General features: G+C 72.2%; 11 protein-coding genes. 8 read left to right on the top strand and 3 right to left on the bottom strand.

The genetic code is table 11. The annotated features are described in order from the left end of the window. The first annotated feature begins 338 nt into the window (after positions 1-338). Positions 339-1565: an amidohydrolase family protein gene (locus IE219_RS27395; RefSeq protein ID WP_189982277.1), complete on the top strand. Its 1227-nt coding sequence runs from the start codon at positions 339-341 to the stop codon at positions 1563-1565. 62 nt (positions 1566-1627) lie between these two features. Here the strand turns inward: IE219_RS27395 and IE219_RS27390 are convergent, their stop codons facing one another. Together IE219_RS27390 and IE219_RS27385 are read right to left on the bottom strand one after the other, a co-directional pair. Then, positions 1628-1945, bottom strand: a complete 318-nt coding sequence (locus tag IE219_RS27390; RefSeq protein WP_189982275.1) for a type II toxin-antitoxin system PemK/MazF family toxin — start codon at positions 1943-1945, stop codon at positions 1628-1630. Next, positions 1942-2247: a hypothetical protein gene (locus IE219_RS27385; protein ID WP_189982273.1), complete on the bottom strand. Its 306-nt coding sequence runs from the start codon at positions 2245-2247 to the stop codon at positions 1942-1944. Before IE219_RS27385 ends, IE219_RS27390 begins: the two co-directional genes overlap by 4 nt. A 140-nt stretch (positions 2248-2387) precedes the next feature. Here IE219_RS27385 and IE219_RS27380 point away from each other — a divergent pair, with 140 nt between their 5' ends. The 7 genes from IE219_RS27380 (at position 2388) to IE219_RS27350 (ending at position 11396) form a co-directional block, all read left to right on the top strand. Then, positions 2388-3305: a TIGR03619 family F420-dependent LLM class oxidoreductase gene (locus IE219_RS27380; RefSeq protein WP_189982430.1), complete on the top strand. Its 918-nt coding sequence runs from the start codon at positions 2388-2390 to the stop codon at positions 3303-3305. A gap of 9 nt (positions 3306-3314) precedes the next feature. Then, positions 3315-4076 (top strand): SDR family NAD(P)-dependent oxidoreductase, encoded by a 762-nt coding sequence (locus tag IE219_RS27375; RefSeq protein ID WP_189982271.1) that lies wholly within the window; start codon positions 3315-3317, stop codon positions 4074-4076. Positions 4077-4166: 90 nt separating this feature from the next. Beyond that, positions 4167-5291 carry an LLM class flavin-dependent oxidoreductase gene (locus IE219_RS27370; RefSeq protein WP_189982269.1) on the top strand — a complete coding sequence of 375 codons (1125 nt, stop codon included), beginning with the start codon at positions 4167-4169 and terminating at the stop codon, positions 5289-5291. 181 nt (positions 5292-5472) lie between these two features. Beyond that, entirely contained in the window at positions 5473-7212 is a 1740-nt protein-coding gene (locus IE219_RS27365; protein WP_189982267.1) for an N-acyl-D-amino-acid deacylase family protein, read from the top strand. After that, on the top strand, positions 7209-8666 hold the full coding sequence (locus IE219_RS27360) for an aldehyde dehydrogenase family protein (protein WP_189982265.1): 1458 nt from the start codon (positions 7209-7211) through the stop codon (positions 8664-8666). The genes IE219_RS27365 and IE219_RS27360 overlap by 4 nt, the downstream gene beginning before the upstream one ends. A 249-nt stretch (positions 8667-8915) precedes the next feature. Then, positions 8916-10481 (top strand): APC family permease, encoded by a 1566-nt coding sequence (locus IE219_RS27355; protein ID WP_189982263.1) that lies wholly within the window; start codon positions 8916-8918, stop codon positions 10479-10481. Positions 10482-10622: 141 nt separating this feature from the next. Then, positions 10623-11396: a glycosyltransferase family 2 protein gene (locus tag IE219_RS27350; RefSeq protein WP_189982262.1), complete on the top strand. Its 774-nt coding sequence runs from the start codon at positions 10623-10625 to the stop codon at positions 11394-11396. A gap of 41 nt (positions 11397-11437) precedes the next feature. Here IE219_RS27350 and IE219_RS27345 read toward each other — a convergent pair whose 3' ends face one another. After that, positions 11438-11656 (bottom strand): hypothetical protein, encoded by a 219-nt coding sequence (locus IE219_RS27345; protein ID WP_189982260.1) that lies wholly within the window; start codon positions 11654-11656, stop codon positions 11438-11440. Positions 11657-11872: the final 216 nt, after the last annotated feature.

The raw sequence follows: 11872 nt of genomic DNA, 5'->3' as shown, positions 1-11872 counted from the left end.
CGCTCCCGTGCTCGTCACCGGTTCCGCTCCAGGCTCCGCTTCCGGTTCCGGTCTCCGGTCCGTTCCGCGCTGCCGGGGCACGCCTGCCCGGCCCTCCGCTCCGGCCCCGTTCCGGCCGGGGCCCTGCGTCGGGACGCGCGGCCCCTTGTCCTGCCCCATGGCTCCCCCTGCCCGTACCGCTGGTATCGCCCTGGACAGTCTGCCCTGTCCGGAGGGAGCGCGTCAGCATCGGGTGGGACCTTGCGGACAACCGGGGCGGGGCGGTGGACAGAAGTCGCGCGAGCCCGTAAGGGACACGGTAGCTGACGGTTCGTCAGATCAGCGCTACCGTGAACGGCATGGAGACCCAGGAGACCTTCCCCAGGATCATCTCGGTGGACGACCACACGGTGGAGCCCGCGCACGTCTGGCGCGACCGGCTCCCGTCCCGGTACCACGACACCGGGCCCCGGATCGTCCGTGCCCCGCTGAAGGAGATGACCTTCCTCGGCGGCAAGTTCGCCCCCGTCATGGGCGCCCCCGGCGACGACGGCCCGATCGGCGACTGGTGGGTCTACGAGGACCTGCACCGGCCGCTGACCAGGCTCGACACCGCCGTCGGCTACGACCGCGACGAGATACGCCTCGAAGTCATCACCTACGAGCAGATGCGGCCGGGCTCCTTCTCCGTCCCCGACCGGCTCGCCGACATGGACGTCAACCACGTCCAGTCCGCGCTCTGCTTCCCGACCTTCCCGCGCTTCTGCGGCCAGACCTTCACCGAGGCGTCCGACCGCGAGCTTGGCCTGCTGTGCGTGCGCGCGTACAACGACTGGATGGTCGAGGAGTGGTGCGGCCCCGAGGCGGACGGCCGGCTGATCCCGCTCACCCTCGTCCCGCTCTGGGACCCCGAGCTGGCCGCCGCCGAGGTGCGGCGCAACGCCGCCCGGGGCGTCCGGGCGGTCGCCTTCTCCGAGATCCCGCCGCACCTCGGGCTCCCCTCGGTCCACACCGACCACTGGGACCCCTTCCTGCGGGCCTGCGACGAGACCGGCACGGTCATCGCCATGCACATCGGCTCGTCCAGCCGGATGCCGTCCACCTCGGCGGACGCCCCGCCGGCGGTCGGCTCCACGATCACCTTCGCCAACTGCTGCTTCTCGATGGTCGACTGGCTGATGAGCGGCAAGTTCGAGCGCTTCCCGAACCTGCGGATCATGTACGCGGAGGGCCAGATCGGCTGGATCCCGTACATCCTGGAGCGGGCGGACGTGGTCTGGGAGGAGAACCGGGCCTGGGGCGGCGTCGCCGACAAGGTCACCCGGCCGCCGTCGGAGCTCTTCGCCGGGCACGTCTTCGGCTGCTTCTTCGACGACGCCTTCGGGCTGCGCAACCTCGACGCGATCGGCGTCGGGAACGTGCTGTACGAGACGGACTACCCGCACTCGGACTCGACCTGGCCCAAGTCCCGCGAGGTCGGCGAGGCGCAGATGGGCCACCTGGCCCCGGACGCCGTCGAGCGCATCGTGCGCGGCAACGCGATCGAGCTGCTCGGCCTGAGCCCGGAGGGCCTCTGGCGCCCGTGAGCGCGGAGCCGGGGGAGGGCCTTGCCCGCCGTGCGCGGGATCGCCTTCCCCCGGCTGTCCGGTCAGAGGGCCAGTACGTGCCGCAAGGCCGTGGCCACCTGTGCCATCGTCCGCGCCGAGAGGGCGCCGAGGTCGGCCTTGATGTCGTCCCGGTACATCGGGCCGAGGTCGTCACAGAGGATCCGTCCGACCGCGGGGTCGTCGGGCCCCAGCTCGACGACGCTGGGGATGTTCGGTTTGTCGCTCGTCGTGACGCGGACCACCAGGCACTCGTCCAGTTTCCGATTGCGGGCGTTGTTGGAGACGACGAGCCAGGGCTTGAGGCCAAAGCCCAGGTCGGCCCGGTAGAGGCGTCCGCGCAGGGGGACGATCTCCGTCATTCGCCACTCTCCGGGCGGCTCCGCCTGCGGGTGCGGCGCGCGGCCGCATAGGCGCGGTCCTCGTCGTCCTGGGCGGCGGCGAGCGCCGCGTAGCCGTTCTCCAGGGCCTTCTCTTCGATGGCGACCCGTCCGGCGTTGAGGAGGGCGCGCAGTACTTCGGCGTCCGACGTGTCGTCGCCCACTTTTATCCCGGTGACCTGGCGCAGGGCCCTGTTCTCCGGGCTGTCGTGGCGGCGCACCCGGCGCATCGCCTCTTCCGTGGGGGCGTCCAGCGGCACGCTCTTTCGCGTCAAGGTTGCCATGCATCACATAGTGCTGCACTTTATGCCGCATGTCAAAGGTGGGAGGGGTCGGTCGCCTCACCCTCTTGCCTGATGGTCCGTCAGGTATCAGCATGGCCCCGTCGGCATAACTGACGATGTGTCAGATGGAGGGGTCGCTCATGGTGGTCCACGGGATGCAGCTGCCCGTCCAGTCCCAGTCCGCGCTCTACGCCGAGCCCTGGGAGGCCGCCGCCGGGCCCGCCGACCTGCTCGCCGTGGCCCGCGCCGCCGACGCGTACGGCTTCGACTACCTGGCCTCCTGCGACCACGTGGCGATCCCGCGCCGGCTCGCGGAGGCGATGAGCACCGTCTGGTACGACCCCGTCGCCACCCTCTCCTTCCTCGCCGCCGCCACCGAGCGGGTCCGCCTCGTCTCGCACGTCGCCGTGGTCGGACTGCGCCACCCGCTGGCCACCGCCAAGGCGTACGCGACCGTCGACCACCTCTCCGGCGGCCGGCTGGTCCTCGGGGTGGGGGCCGGGCACGTGCGGGAGGAGTTCGACGCGGTCGGGGCGGACTTCGACGGGCGCGGCGGGGTCCTCGACGAGACGATCGACGCGCTGCGGGCCGCGCTGGGCCCGGAGGAGTTCCCCGAGCACCTGGGGGAGCGCTTCGCCTTCAAGGACCTGGGGCAGCGGCCCCGGCCCGCGCAGGCGCGGGTGCCGGTCTGGGTCGGCGGCTCCTCCCCGGCGGCGGTGCGGCGGGCCGCGCTCAAGGGCGACGGCTGGCTGCCGCAGGGCGACCCGAGGCCGGTGCTCGCCGAGCGGATCGGCCGGATCCGGCGGCTGCGCGAGGAGGCCGGACTCGACGCCCCCTTCACCTTCGGCGCCATCGCCGAACCGCTCTACGTGGGCACCCCCGGCTGGCCGGTCGGGCGGCGCACGCTCAGCGGCCCGCCCGAGGAGCTGGCGGCCTCGCTGCGGGAGTACGGGGCGATGGGCGTCGGCCAGATCCAGGTGCGCTTCCGCAGCCGGAGCCGTACCGAACTCATCGACCAGATGGCGGCCTTCGCCGAGGAGGTCGCCCCCCGTCTTTAGGGAGCGCGCATGGGCAAGCTGGAGGGTCGGGTCGTCCTCGTCACGGGGGCGGCGCGCGGGCAGGGCGAGCAGGAGGCGCGCCTCTTCGCCGCCGAGGGGGCGCGGGTGGTCCTCGCCGACGTCCTCGACGGCCCCGGGGAGGCGCTGGCGAAGGAGCTGGGGGAGGAGCGGGCCGCCTACGTCCGCCTGGACGTGACCCGAGAGGACGACTGGACGGCCGCGGTGGCGGCGGCGAAGGAGCGGTTCGGGCGGATCGACGGGCTGGTGAACAACGCGGGCGTGCTCCGCTTCAACGAGCTGCTCGCCACCCCGCTGGAGGAGTTCCAGGCGGTCGTCTCGGTCAACCAGACCGGCTGCTTCCTCGGCATCCGGGCGGTGGCGCCCGAGATCGCGGCGGCCGGCGGCGGCACGATCGTCAACACCGCCTCGTACACGGGGGTGACCGGGATGGCCGGGGTCGGCGCCTACGCGGCCTCCAAGCACGCGGTCCTCGGGCTGACCCGGGTCGCGGCCCTGGAGCTGGCGCCGAAGGGCATCCGGGTCAACGCGGTCTGCCCCGGCGCGATCGACACCGCGATGAGCAACCCGGAGGGGGTGGACCCGGCGGCCACCGGCGAGCTGTACCGCAAGCTGGTGCCGCTCGGCCGGATCGGCCGCCCGGAGGAGGTGGCGGCCCTCGCCCTCTTCCTGACCTCGGACGACTCCTCGTACGTGACGGGCCAGCCGTTCGTCATCGACGGCGGCTGGCTGGCCGGGGTCTCCCTCTTCTGAGCTCATCTGACGCCCTGTCAGGTATTGACAGGGCGCAGCCCATCCAAGAATCTGACGACACGTCAGAAACTCACGAGGACGGTGACTTCCGTGGAATTCGGGATCTTCGTACAGGGATACGTCGGCAAGCGGGCCGAGACCGATCCCGAAGCCGAGCACAAGGCCCTCATGGAGGAGACCGAGTACGTCATCCAGGCCGACAAGCACAACTTCAAGTACGCCTGGGCCTCCGAACACCACTTCCTGGAGGAGTACTCGCACCTCTCGGCCAACGACGTCTACCTGGGCTACCTCGCCCACGCCACCGAGCGCATCCACCTCGGCTCCGGCATCTTCAACCCCCTCGCCCAGGTCAACCACCCGGTCAAGGTCGCCGAGAAGGTCGCCATGCTCGACCACCTCTCCGGCGGCCGGTTCGAGTTCGGCTCCGGACGGGGCGCCGGGTCCCACGAGATCCTCGGCTTCTTCCCGGGCATCACCGACATGAACCACACCAAGGAGATCTGGGAGGAGACCATCGGGGAGTTCCCCAAGATGTGGCTCCAGGAGGAGTACCAGGGCTTCCAGGGCAAGCACTGGTCCCTCCCGCCCCGCAAGATCCTCCCCAAGCCGTACGGGAAGTCCCACCCCGCCATGTGGTACGCCGCCGGCTCCCCCTCCTCCTACGCGATGGCCGGGAAGATGGGCCTCGGCGTCCTCGGCTTCAGCGTCCAGAAGGTCTCCGACATGGAGTGGGTCGTCGAGTCCTACAAGAACGCGATCAAGGAGGCCAAGGCCGTCGGCGACTTCGTCAACGACAACGTCATGGTCACCTCCACCGCCATCTGCGCGGAGACCCACGACAAGGCCGTCGAGATCGCCGTCGGCGGCGGGCTCAACTACCTCCAGTCGCTCCTCTTCCGCTACCACGACACCTTCCCCCGGCCCGAGGGCATCCCCGAGTGGCCCGAGCTGCTCCCCGAGTACTCGGCCGAGATCATCGAACTCCTCATCCAGGAGGAGCTGATGATCTGCGGCGACCCCTCCGAGGTCCTCGCCCAGTGCCGCCGCTGGGAGCGGGCCGGCGCCGACCAGCTCTCCTTCGGCCTCCCCATCGGGATCTCGTACGAGGACACGATGAACTCGATCAAGCTGATCGGCGAGCACGTGATCCCGCACATCGACACCGACCCCGTCCACCGCACCACCCGCTTCCGGCAGGCGGCCGGCGCGTAGCGGAACGCGGGGCGGCGTCTTTCCCGGGCCGCCGCCCCGTCACCGGCCCCGGCCGGGGGCCCACCGCGGCGGCCCCCGGTCCGGGGCCCACCCGCGCCCGCCGCGCCCGGAGCCCCCGTCCGAAGGCCCGCGCGGACCCCGGTACGGACCCCGTGCGGACACCGCCCAGAAAGGGACCGCCATGCTCGACCACCTGATCAGGGGCGCCACCGTCGTGGACGGCACCGGCGCGCCCTCCCGCCGGGCAGACGTCGGCCTGCGCGACGGCCGGATCGCCGTCATCGCCGCACCCGGCACCGTCGCCGAGGAGGCCCGCACCAGCGAGGACGCCACCGGGCTGGTCCTCGCCCCCGGCTTCGTCGACCCGCACACCCACTACGACGCCCAGCTGTTCTGGGACCCGTACGCCACCCCCTCCATGAACCACGGCGTCACCACCGTCGCCGGCGGCAACTGCGGCTTCACCCTCGCCCCGCTCCACCCCGGCCGGCCCGAGGACGCCGACTACACCCGCCGCATGATGTCCAAGGTCGAGGGCATGGCGCTGGCCGCCCTCGAAGAGGGCGTCGACTGGAGCTGGTCCTCCTTCGGCGAGTACCTCGACGCCCTGGAGGGCCGGATCGCCGTCAACGCCGGCTTCATGGTCGGCCACTGCGCCCTGCGCCGGTACGTGATGGGCGCCGACGCCGTCGGCGGACAGCCCACCCCCGAGCAGCTGGAGCGGATGACCGCCCTCCTCAAGGAGGCCATGGAGGCCGGCGCCTGGGGCCTGTCCACCACCCAGTCGTCCACCCACTCCGACGGCGACGGCGCCCCCGTCGCCTCCCGGCACGCCGCCCCCGCCGAACTGATCGCCCTGTCGAAGGCGGTCGGCGAGCACGAGGGCACCCAGATCGAGGCCATCCTCGCCGGCTGCCTCGACCAGTTCTCCGACGCCGAGATCGACCTCTTCGTCGAGATGACCGCCGCCGCCGGACGCCCCCTGAACTGGAACGTCCTCACCATCGACGCCGCCGTCCCCGAACGCGTCCCCCGCCAGCTCACCGCCTCCGAACGGGCCCGGAAGTCCGGCGGCCGGATCGTCGCCCTCACCATGCCGATCCTCACCCCCATGAACATGTCCCTCGGCACCTTCTGCGCCCTCAACCTCATCCCCGGCTGGGGCGAGGTCCTGGCCCTGCCCGTGCCCGAGCGGATCGCACGGCTCCGCGACCCCGGCGTCCGCGCCGGGATGCTGCGCCGCGCCTCCTCCAAGGAGGCGGGCGTCTTCCGGCGGCTCGCCGACTTCGGCCGGTACGTCATCGGCGACACGTACAGCCGCGAGAACGAGGGCCTGACCGGCCGCGTCGTGAAGGACATCGCCGCCGAACGCGGCCAGGACCCCTTCCAGTGCCTCGTCGAGATCTGCGCCCACGACGACCTGCGGACCGTGCTGTGGCCGATGCCCAGCGACAACGACCCGGCCTCCTGGGAACTGCGCCGCGAGACCTGGGAGCACGAGGACGTCCTCCTCGGCGGCTCCGACGCCGGCGCCCACCTGGACCGCATGTGCGGCGCCCCCTACACCACCCGCTTCCTCGGCGACTGCCTGCGCGGCCGGAAGCTGGTCCCCCTGGAGCGGGCCGTCCGGATGCTCAGCGACGACCCGGCCCGCCTCTTCGGCCTGCGCGAGCGCGGCCGGATCGCCGAGGGCTTCCACGCCGACCTGGTCCTCTTCGACCCCGAGCGGATCGACGCGGGCCCGGCGACCCTCGTCCACGACCTGCCCGGCGACAGCCCCCGCCTCGACTCCCGCGCGGTCGGCATCGTCTCCGTGCGGGTCAACGGCGTGGAGACGATCCGCGACGACGAGGTGACCGGGGCGATCCCCGGGCGCGTCCTGCGCTCGGGCCGCGACACGAGGACGGTGCCGACCCGATGACGCCCACGGAGAAGCTCTACATCGGCGGGGAGTGGACCGAGCCCGACGGCGGCCACTACCCGGTGGTGAACCCGGCCACCGAGGAGACCGTCGGCCTCGCCCCCGAGGCGTCCCGCGCCCAGGTCCACGACGCGGCCGCCGCCGCCCGCGACGCCTTCGCCACCTGGTCGCGCACCCGGCCCGAGGAGCGGGCCGCGCTCCTCGACCGGGCCGCCGCGATCATGACCCGCGACGCCGCCGCGCACACCGCCCTCGCCCGCGCCGAGAGCGGCGCCACCACCGCCACCGCGCGCGGCATGCAGGTCGCCGTCGGCGCCGCCCGCTTCCGGCGGTACGCGCGCGGCGCCCTGGAGCCGGTCGAGGAGGCGCTGCCGCCGCAGGTCAACGAGGCCGGGCCGATGGGCCGGGCCGGGGTCTTCGGCGCGGTCGCGGTGCGCCGCCCGGTCGGCGTCGTCACCTGCGTGACCTCGTACAACAACCCCTGGGCCAACCCGGCCGGCAAGATCGCCCCGGCGCTCGCCATGGGCAACACGGTCGTCGTGAAGCCCGCCCCGCAGGACCCGCTCTCCGTCTTCGCGATGGTCCGCGCCCTGGAGGAGGCGGGCGTCCCCGCCGGGGTGGTCAACCTGGTCACCGGCTCCGCCCCCGCCGTCGGCGAGGCCGCCGTCGACTCCCCGGACGTCGACATGGTCTCCTTCACCGGCTCCACCGCCGTCGGCCAGGCCATCGGCGAGGTCTGCGGCCGGTCCATGAAGCGGCAGCTCATGGAGCTGGGCGGGAAGGGCGCGGCGCTCGTCCTCGACGACGCCGACCTGGACGCGGCCGTCCTCGGCATCGGCACCACCTTCTCCTTCTACAGCGGCCAGATCTGCACGGCCCCCACCCGGGTCCTCGCCCAGCGGGGGATCCACGACCGGCTGGTCGAGAAGCTGGCCGCCTACGCCGGGCACCTGAAGGTCGGGGACCCGGCCGAGAAGGGCACGGTCGTCGGCCCGGTGATCTCGGCGGCCCACCGCGACCGGATCGAGGGGTACGTGGAGCTGGGCCGCAAGGAGGGCGCGCGGGTCGTCGCGGGCGGCGGGCGGCCCGCCCTCGACCGGGGCTTCTACGTGGCGCCGACGCTGCTCGCCGACTGCACCCACGAGATGCGGGTGGTCCGGGAGGAGATCTTCGGCCCGGTCGTCGTGGTCGTCCCCTTCGACGACGAGGAGGAGGGCATCGCGCTCGCCAACGACAGCGACTACGGCCTGATCGACTACGTCTGGTCCGGCGACGTGGCCCGCGCCTTCCGGATCGCGGCCCGGCTGCGGGCCGGCGGGGTCGGGATCAACACGGTCGGCCGCAACATGGAGGCGCCCTTCGGCGGCTTCAAGAAGAGCGGGGTGGGGCGGGACGTGGGCTCGTACGCGCTGCACGCCTACAGCGAGCTCCAGGCGGTGGTCTGGCCCGGCTGACCGGCCGCCGGAGACCGTCGCGAAAATTCCCCGGGAAATTTTCGGAACGGACATTCCGGGCTTAGCTGCGGTTTCCGCATAGCGGACACCCGGGGGCCGACCTGCCGGTTGGTCGGTCCCCCGGCTCGGTCGATCTTTCAATCGATGGCGCCAGGGGGGAAACTGTCCCAGAATGCAAGGCACAGATCGTTCAGGTGAGCGGAGTCAACCCCTCCGGATGTGGAAACCGCAGCATTTAACGTCCTGTTCATGACTCAGGTGGATGTGCGGCCCCAGGCCGGAGACACGGTAACGGGCGTCAGCGCGCCGGGGGACACGCAAGGCGTCCGCACGAAGGGACTGGGCGGCAACTCCGTCGGACTCTTCGGCAACGCGATCATCGGCATCTCCACCGTCGCCCCGGTCTACTGCCTGACCTCCACCCTGGGCTCCACCGCCGGCGAGGTCGGCCTCCAGATGCCCGCCGTCTTCCTCGCGGGCTTCCTCCCCATGCTCCTCGTCGCCTTCGCGTACCGGGAGCTCAACAAGGCCATGCCGGACTGCGGCACCTCCTTCACCTGGACCGTGAAGGCCTTCGGACCCAAGATCGGCTGGATGTGCGGCTGGGGCCTGGTGATCGCCACGATCATCGTCCTCTCCAACCTCGCGGGCGTCGCCACCTCCTACTTCTGGCTCCTCGCGGGCGAGATCACCGGCAACGACTCCATCGGCGCCCTGGACGACAACAAGGCCGTCCACATCCTCACCTGCCTCGCCCTCATCGCCGCCGCCACCGCGATCAGCTACCGCGGCATGACGGCCACCAAGGGCGTCCAGTACACCCTCGTCGTCCTCCAGCTCGTCGTCCTCGCCGTCTTCGTCGCCCTCGCCCTGAGCAAGGCCGGCTCCTTCGAGACCTCCGTCGACTTCTCCTGGTCCTGGATGAACCCCTTCGCGGTCCAGTCCTTCGCGGCCTTCACCGCCGGACTCTCGCTCTCGATCTTCATGTACTGGGGCTGGGACACCTGCATGGCCTCCAACGAGGAGACCGTCGGCAGCGACAAGACCCCCGGCCGCGCCGCCCTCATCGCCATGGTCGTCCTCGTCGGCTCCTACCTGGCCACCGGCATCGCCGCCCAGATGGCCGTCGGCTCCGGCACCGAGGGCCTCGGCCTCGCCAACCCGGAGACCTCCGACAACGTCTTCGCCGCCCTCGCCGGACCCGTCATGGGCCCCGCCCTCGGCATCCTGCTCTTCGTCGCGGTCCTGGCCTCCGCCGCCGCCAGCCTCCAGACCACCTTCATCCCGGTCGCCCGCACGGTCCTCGCCATGTCCACCTACGAGGCCCTGCCGAAGTCCTTCACCGAGGTCCACCCGGTCTTCAAGACCCCCGGCAGGGCCACCGTCGTCGCCGGGGTCGCCACCGGCGCCTTCTACACGGTGATGACCCTGGTCAGCGAGCACGTCCTGGTCGACACCATCTACGCGCTCGGCCTCATGATCTGCTTCTACTACGGCATCACGGCCTTCGCCTGCGTCCGGTACTTCCGCGCCGACCTCTTCCGCTCCGCCCGCGACCTCGTCTTCAAGGGCCTCCTGCCGGCCCTCGGCGGCCTCATGCTCACCGCCGTCTTCGGCAAGACCCTCTACGACATGTGGGACCCGGCCTACGGCTCCGGCTCCGCCGTCCTCGGCGTCGGCTCCGTCTTCGTCATCGCCGTCGGCCTCCTCGTCCTCGGCGCGGTCATCATGCTCGTCATGCGGCGCCGCAGCCCCGCCTTCTTCCGGGGCGAGGTCCTCACCAAGGAGACCCCCTCCCTGATCGTCGCCGACTGAGCGACCCCGCGAACGGCGGAGGGGCGGGCCCGTGGGGGGTCCCGCCCCTCCGCTCCACCCCCACCCGCGTGGCGGCCGCCCTCCGCATCCGGTGCTTGAATGGACCGGACCGCCGTCCCCGGTCCTGCGAGGAGAAGTGCTGTGCCCCTGGTGTCCGTCGTCATGCCCGTGTACAACTCGGCGGCCACCCTCGGCGCGGCCGTCCGCTCGGTGCTCACCCAGACCCACGCCGACGTGGAGCTGCTGGTCACCGACGACCGGTCCACCGACGGCTCCATGGACCTGCTGCGCGAGTTCGCCGAGCGGGACGAGCGGGTCCTGCCCCGGAGCGCCCCCGAGCGGGGCGGCGCGGGCCGCGCCCGCAACCTCGCCATCGAGCGGGCCCGCGGCGACTACGTCGCCTTCCTCGACAGCGACGACATGTGGCTCCCCGAGAAGACCGAGAAGCAGCTCGCCTTCGCCGCCCGGGGCACCGCGCCCCTGACCTTCACCTCGTACTTCAAGATGGACGCCGACCACGCGGGCGAGAGCACCGACTGGGTGCCGAACGGGCGGGTGATCCAGGCGCGCGCCCACGTCGACTACCGCGCCATGCTGGTCCGGGACTACATCGGCGCCCTCACCGCCATGTACGACCGCAAGGCGCTCGGCACCCGGCTCATGCCGGAGATGCGCAAGCGCCAGGACTACGCCCTGTGGCTGTCGATCATGCGGGACGGCGCGGACGCCCGCGGCCTGGCCGAGCCCCTCGCCGTCTACCGCGCCCACCAGGCGAACTCGCTGTCCTCCAACAAGATGTCCCTGATCAAGTACAACTGGGAGCTCTACCGCGAGCACGAGCACCTGTCGGTGCCCCGCTCGACGCGGGCCCTGGCCGGCGCGGCCTGGCAGTCGCTGCGCAACTCCCGGATCTGACGGCCCGCCCCCTCCCCGGACCCGGGGAGGGGGCGCCCGCGTCAGTGGCGGCCGGGCAGCAGGCCCTGCACGGCCTTGTTGGCGGCCGGCAGGTCGGCGGCGGCCTTCGCCGGGACCGGCTTGGGGTTCAGGACGCCGCTGAGCGGGACGACCGACGGCAGGTTCAGGCCACCGGTGTCGGCCGCCGCGGTCCCGGCGGCGGAGAGACCGCCGGCGGCGGCGAAGGCGGTCAGGGCGGCTGCGGTGAGAATCCTCTTCATACCCGCTCCAACGCCACCCCACCCGACCCGGTTACGGACCGGACACCCGCGACCGCCCCCGCGCCCCGGCCGCACGCCCGGACCGCTCGGGTGCGTCCCGTACGAGGGCGACCCGACCCCGCTCGGCCTCCAGGAGTTCCGGGAGCGGGTGTGGGAGTGCGGTGGGTACGGACACCCGGCCGCGCGGTGGCGGGCAGCGGACCCCGTACCGCGTTG

The sequence above is a fragment of the Streptomyces termitum genome (assembly GCF_014650175.1).
GTDB classification, from domain to species: domain Bacteria; phylum Actinomycetota; class Actinomycetes; order Streptomycetales; family Streptomycetaceae; genus Streptomyces; species Streptomyces termitum.
This window is presented reverse-complemented; position numbering and strand designations above follow the sequence as displayed.